Genomic DNA, 16,042 nt, shown 5'->3' on the forward strand with positions numbered 1-16,042 from the left:
TTCAATATGTCAGGAACAGACTCTAAAGCCGGCGGTCCGGATTATTTACAGCTTCACATGCAAGCAAAAACAACATCTGAAACGTTCTAATTAAAGTTTCTATTGAGAGCCTCCGGTTGGGAGGCTCTTGAAGTGAAAATATGAAAATAAACGGGGGGAACAAGATGGCTAATACAGTCCAATCACAAGATATTATCAAGCAAACAGAAAAGTACGGAGCAAACAACTATCATCCGCTGCCGATTGTTATTTCTGAAGCAGAAGGCGTTTGGGTGAAGGATCCAGAAGGTAATAAGTATATGGATATGCTTAGTGCTTACTCTGCTGTAAACCAAGGGCATCGCCATCCGAAAATTATTCAAGCGCTAAAAGATCAAGCGGACCGTGTTACTTTAACATCCCGTGCGTTTCATAATGATCAGCTTGGACCTTGGTATGAAAAAGTTTCCAAGTTAACAAACAAAGAAATGGTATTGCCAATGAATACCGGCGCTGAGGCAGTAGAAACAGCTTTAAAAGCGGCACGACGCTGGGGATACGATGTAAAAGGAATTTCCGACAACCAAGCTGAAATTATTGCTTGCGAAGGTAACTTCCATGGTCGTACAATGGGGGCAGTATCGTTGTCATCAGATGAAGAATATAAACGCGGCTTCGGACCGATGCTTCCAGGTGTCAAACTTGTTCCTTACGGTGATCTTGAGGCTCTCAAAGCAGCTATTACTCCAAATACTGCAGCCTTTATCATTGAACCGATCCAAGGAGAAGCAGGAATCAACATTCCGCCTGCAGGCTACTTAAAAGCAGCTTACGAGCTTTGCAAAGAAAACAATGTTATGTTTATAGCAGATGAAATTCAAGCGGGACTTGCTCGTTCAGGCAAAATGTTTGCTACTGAATGGGAAGGGTTCGAGCCTGATATGTACATTCTTGGCAAAGCGCTAGGAGGCGGGGTATTCCCAATCTCTTGTGTGGCAGCAAATAAAGATATCCTTGGTGTGTTCAACCCTGGTTCACACGGTTCTACTTTCGGAGGCAACCCGATGGCTTGTGCAGTTTCATTAGCTGCTATCGAAGTGCTTGAAGAAGAAAAATTGGCTGAGCGTTCTCTCGAATTAGGCGAATATTTTGTGGGCAAACTGAAAGAAATTGATAATCCAATGATTCAAGATGTACGCGGCAGAGGCTTATTTATCGGGGTAGAACTAAATGAGCCGGCACGTAAGTATTGTGAAGCGTTAAAAGAAGAAGGACTGCTTTGTAAAGAAACTCATGACACGGTCATTCGTTTCGCTCCTCCACTCGTTATTACACAAGAAGAGCTGGATTGGGCGATCGAGCGTATTCAAAAAGTGCTTTCTGTATCTGGCACGAACTAACGATTAAATAACAAAAGAGGCGAATTTCAAAATGTCGGAAAATCTAAATTTATTCACATCAACTCAGGATGTCATTAAAGAAGCTTTGGCAAAGTTGGGTTATTCGGAGGAAATGTATGAACTCTTAAAAGAGCCATTACGTATGCTGACAGTACGTATACCTGTACGTATGGATGATGGTTCAACAAAAATCTTTACCGGTTATCGCTCACAGCACAGTGACGCGGCGGGTCCTTCTAAAGGCGGCGTGCGTTTTCATCCGGATGTGAATGAAGAAGAGGTAAAAGCATTATCAATGTGGATGACGCTTAAGGCAGGAATTGTTAACTTGCCATATGGCGGCGGTAAAGGCGGAGTCGTGTGTGATCCTCGCCAAATGTCAATGGGGGAACTAGAGCGTTTAAGCCGAGGCTACGTTCGGGCAATTAGCCAAATTGTCGGCCCTACAAAAGACATTCCAGCTCCAGACGTTTATACAAACTCTCAAATTATGGCATGGATGATGGATGAATACAGCCACATTCGTGAATTTGATTCTCCAGGCTTCATCACAGGGAAACCTCTTGTTCTGGGCGGTTCCCATGGACGCGATAAAGCAACGGCAGAAGGGGTAACCATTTGTATTAAAGAAGCAGCGAAAAAACGCGGCATCGACATTCAAGGCGCGCGCGTTGTAATTCAAGGCTTCGGAAATGCTGGAAGCTTCTTAGCGAAGTTCATGCATGATGCTGGCGCGAAAGTTATCGGGATCTCTGATGCTTACGGTGCGCTTCATGATCCAAACGGCTTAGATATCGATTATTTAATTGATCGCCGTGATAGTTTTGGTACAATCACTACTTTGTTCGAAAACACAATTACAAACCAAGAATTGTTAGAAGTAGATTGTGACATTTTAGTACCGGCTGCTATTTCTAACCAAATTACAGAAAAGAATGCTGCAAATATTAAAGCCTCTATCGTTGTAGAAGCGGCAAATGGCCCGACAACGATGGAAGCGACAAAAATCTTGACGGAAAGAGGCATTCTGCTCGTTCCTGACGTGCTAGCAAGTTCAGGAGGAGTGACTGTATCTTACTTTGAGTGGGTACAAAACAACCAAGGTTATTATTGGACAGAGGAAGAAGTGCATCAAAAACTTCATGACACTTTGATCAGTGCCTTTAATAGTATTTATGAAACAGCTCAAACTCGCGGAGTAAATATGCGTCTGGCTGCTTACATGGTCGGAGTCCGCAGAACAGCAGAAGCTTCTAAATTCAGAGGATGGGTCTAATTAGATAACAAGCAAAAAAGAACAGCCTCCATTAAATGAAGGCCGGTGGTCATCCACCGGCCTTTTTCTATCCATTTATAGTCAATTGAGAAAGCTACTCGCGACTTTCAAGTTTGCGATTCCTATTTACTTCTTCATCCGGTTTAAACAAGAGGGCAATGTTCACCAATCCTGCCAGCCCAACAAGTACGTAAATGATTCTTGAAAGTATAGAGTCTTGACCGCCGAAAATAGCTGCTACTAAATCAAATTGAAACAGTCCAATCAATCCCCAGTTGAGAGCTCCGATAATTGTCAATGCAAGTGCAAATCGTTGAAGCAGACTCATTTCTTTTCCTCCTTTCATCTATGACGATGTTTAGTATGCGCGAATTTATCGCTTACATACATGAAGCTAATGAATAAGATCAGCCAATGGGCCTTCTTTACTCCGCTTCGGCTTCTTTGCCTTTGCGTCAAGCTTCTTCTACACTCATCCTATTCCGTTCAGCCTCTTTTAGTATCTTGTCCCATCTTCTTAAACGGAATATTTGGTACATGTTGGTTATATATCCTGTTTGGAAAATTTGAAAACCTCTAATTGCAATCAACCGCCTATATATTGATGAATGGGAGTTAATTATTTTGGGGGAATTCTGAATGTATTATAAAATTAAGAAGAACAATTTTATAAAGGGAGAGCGTGATGAGATGAATCGATTTATTCAATATAATCCGGTGAAGTGGATTTTTGGAAAAGGCTCTATTAACAGGCTGCAGGCAGAGTTATCGCAGTTTGGCAAAAATATTCTGTTTGTTTATGGCGGGGGAAGCATTAAACAGTACGGGTTATATGATGAGGTGATCAAGCAACTAGAGGGAATGGAAGCAAACGTATACGAATTGTCTGGTGTGGAGCCCAATCCGAGGCTTGCTGTTGTCCATAAGGGAATAGGTATTTGCAAAGAAAAGAAAATTGATTTTATTTTAGCTGTTGGCGGCGGCAGTGTCATTGATTCAGCTAAGGCTATTGCTGCCGGTGCGAAGTATGAAGGGGACGTATGGGAGCTAATTGCAGAGGGGAAAAAGATTAGCGAAGCCCTTCCAATTGGTACGGTGCTGACGCTCGCCGCCACCGGTTCTGAAATGAATGCAGGGCTTGTCATTACGAACGCCGATACCCGCGAGAAGATTGATTGGCATAGCCAGCATGTATTTCCTCAATTTTCAATTTGTGATCCTGCTTATACGGTGACTGTTCCGCGCGATCAAACTGCCTTTGGCGTCATTGATATCATGTGCCATATTATGGAGAACTATTTCCATCAGGGAGAGGGGACAGAACTTCAAGATGGTTTTAGTGAACAACTATTGAGAATGTTAGTGGAGACTGCACCTCGGCTGTTAGAGCAGCCTGATCAATATGAATACCGGGAAAAGGTAATGTATGCAGGAACTGTTGCACTAAACGGAACATTGCAATCAGGTTATCGCGGTGATTGGACAGCCCATATCATTGAGCATGCGGTATCGGGCGTGCATGATATTCCTCATGCTGCCGGTCTTGCTATTTTGTTTCCGGCCTGGATGGAGTATGCCCTTGGCTCACGGCCGGTGCGCTTCAGCCAGTTTGCCAGCCGCGTCTTCGGGGTGAAAACTGCAGGAAGAACAGAGAGAGAAGCCGGGATGGAGGGCATTCAAGCACTCCGGAACTTTTGGAGACATCTTGGAGCACCGGCGCGCCTTTCCAATTATGGGATTAAGCATGACAGCCTGGAGGAAATAGCCGATCATGTCATGAAAAGAGGAGAGTTTGGGCGCTTTTGTCCAATGGATAGAGACGGGGTGTTATCTGTTTTGCGCGCGTCATTGTAATAAATAGCCATTAAAAATTCCGCCTGTTTGCGGAATTTTTTTTGTCGTTGGAGACACTATAAGAAAAAAGAGAGGGGATGAACATATGATTCAATTGCCTTCCTCACTAGAAGGAAAAAGCTTTAACTTGTATGATTTGGAGCTGAAGCTGAAGCCGCTCGGTTATTCGATCGGCGGCAACTGGGATTATGACCAAGGTTCCTTTGATTATAAAATCAATGATGAAGAGGGCTATCAGTTTCTGCGCCTGCCTTTTACAGCAGTGAACGGCCAGTTGGATTCTCCGGGTGCGATCGTTACATTCGGCTCTCCGTTTATTTTAGCTCATGTCTATGAGCGGGGGATTGATGAATTGGCTTCTCCAGGCAACATAGGAGGAGCATTCAATCAGTTTGCTGAACCGGAGGACAAAGATGCTGAAATCAAAGAAAAGTATGTAATAGCGGGAAAGCGGCTTCTCGAGGAAGCGGAACAAACACTCAATGCTGAATGACAAGCAGCTCATCTGACTGGCTAATTTGTAAAGAGAGCGGGGGATTGATAAAGGTTTCCCCTTCTCTTTGAATGCCGATCAGAAGAGTGCGTTCCTTTAAAAGTGTGACGGCCAACTCTCCGAAAGCAGCACCAATCCAGTCTTTTTCGGGTGTTACTGGTTTTAGAAATCCGCCGTTTGCCGGGTCCATCAGGTTCATTAAAGAAGAAGAGACGCCTTCTTGCTGAATGCTGTTCAGCATAACAGAGCTTGCATGTTTATTTGTTTGAATGATTTCATCTGCTCCTGCTCGTTCAGCATTTACGACTTGATCGTTTGTCAAAATTTCCACAATGCAATGCAGAGATGGATTGCTGCCTTTTATTGCTACGAGAGTCAGAATAGAATTCATATCTGCATGCATTTCATTTTTGTTTTGATCGGATGTAATTAAAGCAGTCGCCGCGTCTTTAATATTTGCTTTTTTTAACGTTTCGTCTTTGTACGGTGCTCCTTGGATAAAGTGAACTCTTTTCTCTGAGTAAGGATTAGCTCCCAGAGATTCATCAACAAGAACGATATGCCGTGAGAAGGAGAGCGTATGTAAATGATCAATAATCTCTTTTGTGCGCTCATTCCAGCCGACAATTACTAAATGGTTTTTATTCGTGTACATGGCCTTTCCCTCCCGTAAAGAATTTTGCAAGGTGACAGCAGAGGCGGCGAGATTGATGAAATAAGCGGATAAAAAGCCTGCTCCTGCGAAAATGAGCCCGATTCCGAGAATCCGGCCAGTTGTTGTTTTTGGGGCATAATCCCCAAAACCCACTGTTGAAGCGGTGACCACTGCCCACCAAATGCCCTCAAATACAGTCGGGAATGTAGCCGGCTCAATAATATGAACTGCTGTGCCGAAGAGTGTAATGAAAAAGACGGCAATAATAAAAATTCTAAGCAGAATAGGTGATTCAACGAATCTGTAATAGAGAGACTGCAGCATCCGGGCATCCTCCTTTTGAATTTAGAATATTCTTTCTTTTGTGAGGGGTCTTGCTATTTTGAGTGAAATCCATATAATAGTGAATATAGCAATGAACGGGGCATTAGCTCAGCTGGGAGAGCGCTACACTGGCAGTGTAGAGGTCAGCGGTTCGAGCCCGCTATGCTCCATTACTTAAACCCTTGCACAGCAAGGGTTTTTCTTATGTCTAAAAATAGTGAACCAAACAAAAATCAGCAAATGGGGTCCGATTGGGGACCGATTTTTTTAACCTTGCTTTTTTTGGTCTAAAAATAGCCCATCTAATTTGTCTGCAGCTTCTTGATCTGCTTTTTTTAATGCATGTCCATAAGTGTCCATGGTGATTCGTATATCAGCATGGCCGAGACGTTCTGAGATAATTTTTGCGTGTACACCTTGGTTAATCAATAAAGTAGCTGACGTGTGCCGCAGATCATGCAAACGGATATAACGGACACCAACTCGTTCTGTAAATCGCCGCCACCAGGTAGAAGGGGTTGTTGGATAAAAATGAGTCCCATCAATATTACAGAAGAGCCACTCATGTTCTTTTTCTACCCACCTATCTCCGGCTTTCAACCTCTCTTTTTTCAAATGAGTAATGTATTGTTTTAACTCTGCATTGACAGAAGCAGGCAAAGAAATTAGTCGTTCTGACGCTGCGCTCTTAGTGCTCTTGATAACAGGCTTTCCATTTTTCCCTCGAACAATAGCCTGATCGATAAAAATTTCTTGTTTCTCTGTATCAATTTTAGATAATTCTATGCCTAATAATTCACTTCTCCTTAATCCGGCAGCCAGAGCAAGTGAGAGAAATACACGCCAGTGCAAGGGAGCGCTTTGTGCTGCAATAAATAACTCCCGAACTTCATCTTCGTCATAGACATCAGCCCGTCTTTTTTTCTCTCCCTTTTTCGCTCTTGGTTTCTTGATTGCGGCCACTGGATTCTCTTTAATCTTCTTCCAATCCACTGCCCGTTGAAAAACATCACGAAGAATCCGGTAAAGATATTGTTTGCTGCCGGTAGAAAGCTCTCCTTGTCCGTTCACTCGTTTGGCTTCCGTTAGAAATTTCATTACATGGATCGGTTTGACATCACTTAGCCGCATAGAACCGAAAAACGGAAGAATGTGATTTTTAAGATACATACGATAACTTTCTAAAGTTTGCTCGCCAAGTTCCTTAACACCGTGGTGCTTTTGCCACTCATCTACAAAATCGGAGAAGAGCATTTTTTCCGGTGTAATGTATTCTCCGCTTTCTATTTCAGTAACAAACTTCGCAAGCTCCTTTCTAGCCTCCGTAATTCCCTTGCATTTCACTGTTTTTCGTCTTTTAATCCTGTTGCCCTCATGATCATATCCAAGCTCTACAGTGAGCCGATAGGAGCCTTTCCCGCGCTTCTCGATACTAGCCATGTGATTACCTCCCTTTGTTTTCTATCATTTCGGCTTTAATTGTATTATTCAATCCTGATGCAACTACAAAAGAGTAGCTGCATCTTCCATGAACAGCCGCCTGAAATACAGCTTTCAAATCTAGCTAAAACCAAGAATATACGTTCTGTTTATTGGTAAAAAAATTAATCCTTCTCATTGTTATCAACTGAAGCAGCATAATCGCTAAGCTTCCTAGGAATAGGATTGCCAGGGAATTCTCCATAGAGTTCACCATCTTTCATGTATACTCTTTCGAAAACAGGAATTCTAATTAATTCATGTTTAACAGAATTTTTTAAAGCTTTTTGTCTCGATTTTTCAGCTCGTTTGATTTCGAATTCAGAAAGCATATTATCAGTCCTCTATAAAATAATTTGGCTCTTCAGTTTCTGTATTGTCGAGATACCATTCTATGTAAAGGGAGTCATCGCTGGACATAAGACAAATCTTTTTTATCTCTTCTTCGGATAAATCCTGGATACCATTAATGTGAAAACCTTGAAACTCATCGGAAATATCAATAATTTCAGTAGGGTTATCTACTTTGCCTATGAGATAACATAAAGAAACCTTAAAAAAATCAGTCAGTTTTGATACTTGAGAAATATCGGGAATTCGCTTGCCTTGTTCATAGGCTTCTAAAGCATCCCTGCTCAAATTCACTTTTTGAGAAAGTTCTATCAACGAAAGTTTCTTTTGAAGTCTTAAGTCCTTTAAACGTTCTGCAAAAATAGACATTTTAAAACACCTCTTGATTATTTTTTTGATCGATAGCTTCAACTTGATAATGACAATTGAGATCAAAAACTCTCTCATAGAATAAAGAGCTCTCTTTCTGCAATATCCAGCGTTCAAGCCTCTGAACGGCAAACTCATATTCAACATTAAATGTTTTTGAAATCACTTCAATGACTTCACTTTTTCTCCAAGGGAATGACATGTGTTCCAACATGAAAGTAGGAACACAAAAGTGATACATAAAAATTATTTGCTTGCCATTCCTGCATCTTGATAAAAGGAGGAGGGAGAGTTAATTGGCTCCCAAAATGCCTTAACAAGTGTCCCAGTTCATGTCCAAAGTCCTGCCATTGTTTTTGGGAAGATAAACGCCGGTCAATAAGAATTATGGTTTCTTGTGGGGGATATAGAGTTTTACTACTGCTATCAATATATTCGATGTCTACACCTATCCTGCTAGCTATTTTTTTCATGTTCAATTGATCGGGAGTGTAGATATGTATAGATTGATATAAAGAGAAAATATAATCTTCTAACAATGTAGAATGGATCATTGACTTCACCTCAAAAATTGTTTACAAACGTATGTTCTTTGTTAGTTTACAATAAAAACCCCGTCTCATGAAAGATGGGGTAATGGAAAAATTTGTGATAATTAATCTTGAACAATCTTTAAATAATTTTCAATAGATCCTTTATTGATTTTATTAGAAAAAAACATAAATTCTTTGCCTTTACTTGGCTTGGCAATTGAGTAATTAAGGTAATATCTTTCAGGAGAATGGTTGGAATATAAAGATTCAATTTCCTCAGCGATATCATAGGTCAAAATCCAGTAACGATTTTTCATTTGTTTTTTAATCACTTCGGCCAGCTCAACGTGATCAAGGTGTTGATAAAAGTTTGTGTATAGTTCTGGCCCCTTATCATAATAAGGGGGATCAAAAAATGTAAGTGATTTACGAGTAAATTTAATTACTTTTTCTATAAACTCTTTAGCATCATAATTAAAAACCTGAATTTGATCAGACATAGAAGCTATTAGCTCTATACGCTCAATTATTTTTTCTTTATTGAATCGGCAATCTATTTTATTCTTTCCATCTTGATTTTTACCTCCAATCACCCCTGCTTTTATAATGCCAGATCTATTGGTGCGATTTAAAAACAAGGTTGAAAAAGCGAGACTTAGATCATCTGCATTTTCTTTATTTTTTTGAATTTCTTTTTGTTTATACCATTCCTCCATGTTAACTGGCGTGGAGTATATTTTTTCTATTAACTCTTTATGATTTTCAACAATTACTTTCCAAAAGCAGTAAATGCTCTTGTCAACATCATTTATTATTATCTGATCAATATCTTTGTTAACAAGCAAACGGATGGCTACTGCTGCACCACCCGCGAAAGGCTCAATATAAGTTTTAATGTTATTAAGCTGAGCCAAATGTTTTATATACTCATAGGTGCTATCTTTACCACCGGGATACCTTAATGGCGTGAGGGTAGGCCTCGGCATCTTTTATCACCTCTACTTTAGAGTAGCAGAAAAGGACTGACTTGGCCAGAAGCTATTTGTCATTTTTAATTTGATGTGTCCTTAAATATTTTATTGCTTGGTTAAAGCTAGTTATGAACTCTTGTATTTTTTCTGAGTTGTCATTCATCCAATAGGTAATAATTTTAGTTTGTTCAAATACTAGTTTGAACTCCTTAAACCATTCTTTGTAAATCTCTCTTTTTCTTTTTTCAGAATCTCGTTTGAGAAGATCCTTTATAGTTTTTAAGGTTCTATCTCTAATTGCCTGGACAGTAATAATTCCCTGATTGTCTTTCCAGTAGGGATGATCGGTGTTTTTGACTAGTTCTAATAGATACTGATGAATAGTTTCCTCTGGAGAACCGGTACCTGGTAAAACGCACAAGTTCTCATTTTCTGAAATGATTTCTCTGTAAATTTGTGAATTTAATACGTCATTATCAAGTAAGATTAAGACACTCTTAAAATAGGAGTCCTTATTTGGAAGTTTCAGCAAGGTATCGCAACTAATTTGAGCGCAGATTTTATCGAATCGTAAACCTTCAGTGTCAATCTGTTCCGTATTTTTTTTAATATTATCAAAAAAGAAGATAGCTTCCTCGTCTTCGAAATAAATCTTTACATCATGTTTGTTATCTTGATAAAGGTTAAACCTCAGAAACATATCATTCTTTATTTTTAAATATGATGGATTATCCATAACACTTGGCTTGGCAGTATCTTGGACATAAACCACATTGTAGTACAATCTATCGTCTTTTGGATTTTGGTTTGTAGTAATCTGTTTACCCAGTATTTCTTGAATTACAGTTAGCGAATGAGTAGTACAAACAATTTGTAGCTTTAAACTCTTAGAACATTGATCAATTACTCTTATTAAATTTGACTGTGCTGAAGGATGTAAACAAGCATCAATTTCATCAATTACTAAAATCCCGCCATGATAATCCTTTCCTAATTCTCTTTTTAGTTTTTTGAAAGATAAAATAGCTGTTAATATAGTACTTAAACTGTCCTGGCCTAGGGATACTGATTTGTATGAATAATCTTTGAAACTGGGACCTAGAGATCTCTTGGTGGAGTATTTTAAGTCTTGTTTCGATACTTTGTCATCTTCTAGTTCCTCGTCACCAATAATTTCTTTAAACCATAGATTTAAATCATGAATATCTTGTTCATCAATATTGCTATGAGTTAGAGAGTAGTGCTCCTCTTTCGATTCACCAATGGGTATAACTCTACTCATTCCAATGTAAAGAGTTGGAATAGGAACTTTAGCGTCTGCACCTATATCGAGAACTTGTGAACCAATTAGTTTTCCCGCAGAATTTGAATTTCTGGGAACTATTCTTAATCTATCGACATTTTGAGAGACAGTGCACATCTTGTATACATCAGTGTTCTTATACAAGTAATCAATAATTACAGAGTATTTTTCATCACTATTTTTGGTGTAATCATGATTACTATCTAAATGAAAGATTTCATTGAACTTACTTTGAAAAACCTTATTAAAGTAACTTTGGTATCCTCTTAATTCAGAAGCATTTGCAATTAATCCTAAAATTGTGGATTTTCCGATACCGTTGTGGCCAGCAATTACAGTAATTCTCTCGGCGATATCAATATCAATATCTTTTAGCTTACGAAACTTTTTAATACGTATTTTTTTTATTAAATTTTTGTTATGAGTAACCATAAAAATCATTCGCTTCCTTTTTATTTAGGTACCTTCAAGATAAACATATAATGAACTGCAGTCATAACGATTAGTTTATAAAAGAAAAACCCTCAAAAGGGCTCTTCTCTCTCATAAACAATAACATCTCTATCAAGCTTTGGGTTTACATTATAAAGAGCTGCAGATACAGCAGGTTTGCCACCTTTAAATTTCATCTTAGTATTTTTGGTTACATCACCTCTAATTAATTACATTAGTTAATTTATTATATTTCTTATAAACAAAAGCAAATTTCATGTTATCTAACTCTTTACTAGATAAGTAATACAAATAATGAAAAAAGTACCATCAAATAGCTAAAATAAAGACACGCTATTGCGTGTTGTCGATGAATAGAAGCAGCTTCTGTTTTTAATTTGTTCAATCCTTGTTTTACAGAGTTCTGTACTTACACCAAACAATTCTGCCATGTGCTGTTCTAAGTCATGCTGGTTAAAGTCAATATATTTAAATAAATGATGAGGAATAGCAGCATATTTTACAAAGTTCTGAGCATCCCACTCTTGTAAATCGCGAAAAGCCTTAGGCATAATACTTTGCTGGCCGCAATGCCTCAATATGTGGCAGAGTTCATGGAAAAACATTTCTCGCTGCTTTTCTTGTGTTGCTCTACAGTCGATTGTAATTCCCAGATAGTTGCCGACTATTTCAAAAAAAGATGGACGTGGTTTCCTATGCAGAAAGATTCTTAATTTCTTAGCAATAAACTCTTCATCAATTTGACTAGGATGGAAAATTTCTAATTTTATGTAAAGTTGAGTAACCCAATCTTCAAGAGGGGTTGTGTGGTAATTACTAAGCACAAAAACACTCCTTGCACAAGTTAGTCATCGAAATCGGATTCGTTTCGTTCCTTGGCTTTATGGGCCACCCATTCAAAGTGTTTTCTAATTTCCTCAACATCTTCCCGAGAAAGTTGCTTCCACTGTTCTATGTCAAAGAAGCCAAAGCTTTCTATCCCGTATTCTTTTACCATTCGGTTAATTTCTGCTAATGAATTGAACTCTTCATTACTAGGTTTAGGGTTATCTGATCTGCCTAGGAGGTAATCGCTGGAGCAATCAAAAATCTCAGCCAATTTCTTTACATCATCATAGTCTGGGTTAGTATATCTTCTTTCCCAATTAGAGATGACCTGTGGAGACACATTCACTTTGTCGGCTAATTCTTTTTGAGTTAGTCCACTCTTTTTTCGTAATTCACGGATTCTATTATTGATAGCCATAAAAAGGACTCCTTTCAATAAAATATTATCACCGACTAACGGAATATGATATAAAACTAACCGTTTTTGAGATTTATTTAATAGAAGTGGTTGACACTAACGGAATATGTTAGTATATTGTATGTAACGAGAAACGTTAGTTAAAGAAATGGAGGTGATTAAATGGTTAATACCAACGTTGCTAAAATAAGAGAAGCGAAAGGAGTGACCAAGACTCATATCGCTAAATCTCTGGGCTTGTCACTACAAGGTTATAGATATTTAGAATCTGGCGAAACTAAACTTGATGTAGAGAGACTTAAAATCATTGCGATTATATTAGATGTCGATGTTGCTGTTTTTTTTAATGATGAACTAACGGAATCGGTTATAAAAAGTATGCAGTTAAATAAAAAAGCTATCTAAGGAGTGATCAACTTGAATCAACTAGTCTTTATCGAAAACGGCCAGCCAGTGACAGATAGCCTAACGGTCGCGGAAGTCTTTGAAAAAAGACACGATGTTGTGTTGCGAGATATCCGAAACCTGGACTGCAGCCCTGAATTTAATCTCCACAATTTTGCGGAGATCGATTACACCGATGATCGTAACCGCACTTATAAAAAGTTTCTCATTAAAAAAGATGGACTTGCCTTCCTTGTGATGGGTTACACCGGCAAGAAGGCTGCTGAGTATAAGGAGGCCTACATCCAAGAGTTTAACCGGATGGAGCAACAGCTTCGAAGTAAAGTTCATGTACTCGATGACCGTACAGCATTGATCCAGTCAATGAAACTTACAGTGGAGACGGCCGAGAAACAGAACGAAATGCAGAATCTCCTTAACACTCATCAATCAAAGATCAACCAACTTGAAGAAAAAATCGAAGAGCAAATAACGCTCACATCCGGCGAGCAGAGACGTTTGCAAAAAGCGGTCGCTTCAAAAGTGTACGAGCTTTGTGACGATCCTGCTGAGCGGTCAAGATTGTTCCGTGAAGTATATCGGGAAATTAAAGATCGGTTTGGCGTTGCCAGCTACAAGGATGTAAAGCAGAAAGAGCTTCAATCAGCTATTCGGTACATCGAAAACTGGATTCCAAGGAGGGTTAGCTAAATGATTTACAAACTTAGACGAATAGCCACCGCGGCAACGGCGGCTATCGCTAACAGAAAATGTTCCATTTGCAAAGAACGATTAGGAGTGCTTCATTGCGAAAATGATGATTGGATTTGTGAGACATGCGGCCAAATTATAAGTGAATTAGGTAATGAACTAACTTAAAATGACTCGCCGTCCCAAATATTTCTAAAAGTAAGGGCCTCGTATTTTAAAGCCTTAAGAACAGCCGGTGATGCATTTCTTTCAACGTGTAATTTGGAATTTTTGATATTAAGCACGCATACAACCGTGTTTTCTGGACACTCATGCTCTCTAGTTGAGGTAACCATTAAATTCAAGATTGGTTTAATATTTCTCTCCGTTATTTTTTCGGTGTTTCCTTTGAAAAACAATTTCACTAAGTGAGGAACACCATCAATTATCAACCCTAGTTCAGGAGTTGAACGAACAACGATTTGATCGCTGTAATTCCAGTGTGATTTTGGTGGATCAAACCAAGAGATTTCTTTGTTCCTGACAAACTTTTTAAAAGATCTAATTGCCTCTTTGTATGAGTTCACTTTTCGCTCATGAACACTTAGAGGAAGATTGTCGAGTAAATCGAAACTTAATCCATTTTCACAACAATATCTAATCTGTTCTCGCAACTGTTTCCAGTGATCCTTAGCAGGATGATAGTCACCTTGATTTTTAATTTCTGTTACCTTATTTATCTTTGCGCTCATCGTTTGTTTAACAGTGAAATCGATAAATTGCGTGAGCCCAATAGTAGGTTTTGATGAACTACTCAATTACAATCACCTCCTTCCTATGAAAATATTACCACAGGAAGGGGAGTCAGATAAGGAGGTTAGCTAATGTCTACTCAACGTCTTACGCCAAAACAAATGGCAGATTATCTCGGTGTCACTAGAGAGACCATTTACCGCATGGTGAGGAAGAACGAAATTCCTCACTTCAAAATCCGTAGCAGAATTTTCTTTTCTAAAGAAACAATTGAAGCTTGGATTCGCGATCAAGAACAACAAGCTATCGGTATGTGATTCTAGCATACTACCAATTTATGTATTTACCAATTAAAGAAAAGATACAGAAGGGGGAGATCAGCTTGGTTTTAAAACAGGCTGCAGAAGTGGGAGAAGCAGTTAAGACGCTTCTCCTGGAAGAGGAGCTTACAGTTGAGCAAATGTCTATGGATTTGAATATTTCTAAACAGTTGGGAAGTCATATTAAGAACGACCGACGACGGATGCAACAGGATGTGGCGAAGGCTTCTATTCAAGCATACGACTGCCCGGCTTATGCAACAGACTTAATTCATGAGTTCTCTGGGGGATACACACCACCCGTTTTGAGAGGGAGGGCAGTTGACTGGGAGAACCGGCTTGCTGTAGAAGACTTTGCTATAAGAGAAGTACAAGAGGTCATCGCCATTTTAGAAAACATAAGACCAATTTTAAACAGAAAACCAGGTGAAACAACCAAAGAAGAAAGAGAGCGGATCGCTCAGGTCACCGATGAAATTTACGATGCAGAAGCTGCTTTAGCTAACCTAAAAATCACTCTAGCAAAAAACTATAATATTTCACTGAAAAAGCGGCATGAAAACAGAAAAGTTGTTTGGAAGGCAAAGGAATGGTTCGCATGAGAGCGCTAGATATAGAAGTTATCATTCAGCGTCTAACAGAGAGAGGTATACCAGTTGAGCGAGTATCAAAGATCCACAGGTTCGAGGATGAAAAACAATCCAATAATGAGGAGCGATCAAAATGTATTTCACTTTATCAGCAAGTCGTTTAATGAAGGCATCTGAAGTAAGAAAGATTTGTAAGGAAATGAGAGATAACCCGGTTTTACTTTTGTCAGTGGACTTTGAAGCTAAAAAACGTTATTTCGCTTCCAAAGAGAAAGCGGCAAGCTAATTAAGGATAGCTTACCGCACAAGGGGTTCAAATCTATTTCATTATAACACGCTATAAACGGATGGGCACGTTTGGTGCTCATCGAGCTGATCGGGAGGGCCTCCTATCTACCTTCATCCCTTCATTTTCCTCCTGGTCGGCTCGATGGACATCATCCGTCAGAAAGAAGGTGAAAAACATGAGAGATCATCCAGTGATTGAACAAATGATGTTGACTGGTTATCCATATCATCTCCATGAAGAAATTCATGAATGTGAAATGTGTGGTAGAGAACTACTTGAAGAAGGCGATACTTGTTGGAATTGTGAAGAAGAATGAAAAAGACCCCTGTG

23 protein-coding genes and 1 tRNA gene are annotated in these 16,042 nt (G+C 39.2%); 13 read left to right on the forward strand and 11 right to left on the reverse strand.

Features of this window, described 5'->3' with window-relative positions; translation table 11 throughout:
* From B1A98_RS20805 to B1A98_RS16685, 3 genes are all read left to right on the forward strand, one after another.
* Positions 1-90: hypothetical protein (locus tag B1A98_RS20805; RefSeq protein ID WP_231557211.1), on the forward strand; the 90-nt coding region annotated here is incomplete at its 5' end.
* Between the two features lie 74 nt (positions 91-164).
* Positions 165-1,379, forward strand: a complete 1,215-nt coding sequence (locus B1A98_RS16680; protein ID WP_063385329.1) for an ornithine--oxo-acid transaminase — start codon at positions 165-167, stop codon at positions 1,377-1,379.
* Between the two features lie 31 nt (positions 1,380-1,410).
* On the forward strand, positions 1,411-2,655 hold the full coding sequence (locus B1A98_RS16685) for a Glu/Leu/Phe/Val family dehydrogenase (RefSeq protein ID WP_063385328.1): 1,245 nt from the start codon (positions 1,411-1,413) through the stop codon (positions 2,653-2,655).
* Positions 2,656-2,749: 94 nt separating this feature from the next.
* Here the strand turns inward: B1A98_RS16685 and B1A98_RS16690 are convergent, their stop codons facing one another.
* Entirely contained in the window at positions 2,750-2,983 is a 234-nt protein-coding gene (locus B1A98_RS16690; protein ID WP_041101964.1) for a DUF378 domain-containing protein, read from the reverse strand.
* A gap of 362 nt (positions 2,984-3,345) precedes the next feature.
* Between B1A98_RS16690 and B1A98_RS16695 the strand changes: the two genes are divergently transcribed.
* Both B1A98_RS16695 and B1A98_RS16700 read left to right on the forward strand, forming a co-directional pair.
* Complete coding sequence (locus B1A98_RS16695; RefSeq protein ID WP_063385334.1) at positions 3,346-4,509, forward strand: iron-containing alcohol dehydrogenase; 1,164 nt, start codon at positions 3,346-3,348, stop codon at positions 4,507-4,509.
* An 85-nt stretch (positions 4,510-4,594) separates the two neighbouring features.
* A complete protein-coding gene (locus tag B1A98_RS16700) occupies positions 4,595-5,002 on the forward strand; it encodes a YugN-like family protein (protein WP_041101966.1) in 408 nt (135 codons plus the stop codon).
* On the opposite strand, the gene B1A98_RS16705 is transcribed toward B1A98_RS16700, so the two are convergent.
* On the reverse strand, positions 4,989-5,981 hold the full coding sequence (locus B1A98_RS16705) for a potassium channel family protein (RefSeq protein ID WP_063385327.1): 993 nt from the start codon (positions 5,979-5,981) through the stop codon (positions 4,989-4,991). The two genes, B1A98_RS16700 and B1A98_RS16705, sit on opposite strands and share 14 nt — an antisense overlap.
* Before the next feature lie 97 nt (positions 5,982-6,078).
* Between B1A98_RS16705 and B1A98_RS16710 the strand changes: the two genes are divergently transcribed.
* Positions 6,079-6,151: transfer RNA gene (locus B1A98_RS16710), tRNA-Ala, on the forward strand.
* Positions 6,152-6,248: 97 nt separating this feature from the next.
* Here B1A98_RS16710 and B1A98_RS16715 read toward each other — a convergent pair.
* The 8 genes from B1A98_RS16715 to B1A98_RS16750 form a co-directional block, all read right to left on the reverse strand.
* Positions 6,249-7,421 (reverse strand): tyrosine-type recombinase/integrase, encoded by a 1,173-nt coding sequence (locus B1A98_RS16715; RefSeq protein WP_041101971.1) that lies wholly within the window; start codon positions 7,419-7,421, stop codon positions 6,249-6,251.
* A 164-nt stretch (positions 7,422-7,585) separates the two neighbouring features.
* Complete coding sequence (locus B1A98_RS16720; RefSeq protein ID WP_041101973.1) at positions 7,586-7,792, reverse strand: hypothetical protein; 207 nt, start codon at positions 7,790-7,792, stop codon at positions 7,586-7,588.
* A 4-nt stretch (positions 7,793-7,796) separates the two neighbouring features.
* Positions 7,797-8,180 carry a helix-turn-helix domain-containing protein gene (locus B1A98_RS16725; RefSeq protein ID WP_052475350.1) on the reverse strand — a complete coding sequence of 128 codons (384 nt, stop codon included), beginning with the start codon at positions 8,178-8,180 and terminating at the stop codon, positions 7,797-7,799.
* Positions 8,181-8,356: 176 nt separating this feature from the next.
* Complete coding sequence (locus B1A98_RS16730; RefSeq protein ID WP_052475351.1) at positions 8,357-8,734, reverse strand: ImmA/IrrE family metallo-endopeptidase; 378 nt, start codon at positions 8,732-8,734, stop codon at positions 8,357-8,359.
* A 101-nt stretch (positions 8,735-8,835) separates the two neighbouring features.
* On the reverse strand, positions 8,836-9,699 hold the full coding sequence (locus B1A98_RS16735; protein ID WP_041101975.1) for a DNA adenine methylase: 864 nt from the start codon (positions 9,697-9,699) through the stop codon (positions 8,836-8,838).
* Positions 9,700-9,751: 52 nt separating this feature from the next.
* Positions 9,752-11,428: an AAA family ATPase gene (locus B1A98_RS16740; RefSeq protein WP_041101977.1), complete on the reverse strand. Its 1,677-nt coding sequence runs from the start codon at positions 11,426-11,428 to the stop codon at positions 9,752-9,754.
* A 329-nt stretch (positions 11,429-11,757) separates the two neighbouring features.
* Positions 11,758-12,264 carry an ImmA/IrrE family metallo-endopeptidase gene (locus B1A98_RS16745; RefSeq protein WP_063385326.1) on the reverse strand — a complete coding sequence of 169 codons (507 nt, stop codon included), beginning with the start codon at positions 12,262-12,264 and terminating at the stop codon, positions 11,758-11,760.
* 20 nt (positions 12,265-12,284) lie between these two features.
* Positions 12,285-12,686, reverse strand: a complete 402-nt coding sequence (locus B1A98_RS16750; RefSeq protein WP_063385325.1) for a helix-turn-helix domain-containing protein — start codon at positions 12,684-12,686, stop codon at positions 12,285-12,287.
* 162 nt (positions 12,687-12,848) lie between these two features.
* On the opposite strand from B1A98_RS16750, the gene B1A98_RS16755 reads away from it, so the two are divergent.
* Genes B1A98_RS16755 through B1A98_RS20550 form a run of 3 tightly spaced genes read left to right on the forward strand, consistent with a single transcriptional unit; the run spans position 12,849 to position 13,949 of the window.
* Positions 12,849-13,091 carry a helix-turn-helix domain-containing protein gene (locus tag B1A98_RS16755; RefSeq protein WP_063385324.1) on the forward strand — a complete coding sequence of 81 codons (243 nt, stop codon included), beginning with the start codon at positions 12,849-12,851 and terminating at the stop codon, positions 13,089-13,091.
* A gap of 12 nt (positions 13,092-13,103) precedes the next feature.
* Complete coding sequence (locus B1A98_RS16760) at positions 13,104-13,781, forward strand: Rha family transcriptional regulator (RefSeq protein ID WP_063385323.1); 678 nt, start codon at positions 13,104-13,106, stop codon at positions 13,779-13,781.
* Positions 13,782-13,949: a hypothetical protein gene (locus B1A98_RS20550; RefSeq protein ID WP_169713117.1), complete on the forward strand. Its 168-nt coding sequence runs from the start codon at positions 13,782-13,784 to the stop codon at positions 13,947-13,949. It begins immediately after the preceding gene.
* On the opposite strand, the gene B1A98_RS16765 is transcribed toward B1A98_RS20550, so the two are convergent.
* Complete coding sequence (locus tag B1A98_RS16765) at positions 13,946-14,578, reverse strand: hypothetical protein (RefSeq protein ID WP_082821775.1); 633 nt, start codon at positions 14,576-14,578, stop codon at positions 13,946-13,948. The genes B1A98_RS20550 and B1A98_RS16765 overlap by 4 nt on opposite strands.
* A gap of 66 nt (positions 14,579-14,644) precedes the next feature.
* Between B1A98_RS16765 and B1A98_RS16770 the strand changes: the two genes are divergently transcribed.
* The 4 genes from B1A98_RS16770 to B1A98_RS20560 all read left to right on the forward strand — a co-directional run bounded on the left by B1A98_RS16770 (position 14,645) and on the right by B1A98_RS20560 (position 16,028).
* Positions 14,645-14,830, forward strand: a complete 186-nt coding sequence (locus B1A98_RS16770; RefSeq protein ID WP_063385322.1) for a helix-turn-helix domain-containing protein — start codon at positions 14,645-14,647, stop codon at positions 14,828-14,830.
* A gap of 65 nt (positions 14,831-14,895) precedes the next feature.
* On the forward strand, positions 14,896-15,435 hold the full coding sequence (locus B1A98_RS16775; protein ID WP_063385321.1) for a hypothetical protein: 540 nt from the start codon (positions 14,896-14,898) through the stop codon (positions 15,433-15,435).
* A 121-nt stretch (positions 15,436-15,556) separates the two neighbouring features.
* Complete coding sequence (locus tag B1A98_RS20555; protein ID WP_169713118.1) at positions 15,557-15,709, forward strand: hypothetical protein; 153 nt, start codon at positions 15,557-15,559, stop codon at positions 15,707-15,709.
* Positions 15,710-15,887: 178 nt separating this feature from the next.
* Entirely contained in the window at positions 15,888-16,028 is a 141-nt protein-coding gene (locus B1A98_RS20560) for a hypothetical protein (protein WP_158286038.1), read from the forward strand.
* The last annotated feature ends 14 nt before the right edge of the window (positions 16,029-16,042 follow it).

Origin of the sequence: Pseudobacillus badius, assembly GCF_002189605.1 — a bacterium.
GTDB classification, from domain to species: Bacteria; Bacillota; Bacilli; order Bacillales; family Domibacillaceae; genus Pseudobacillus; species Pseudobacillus badius.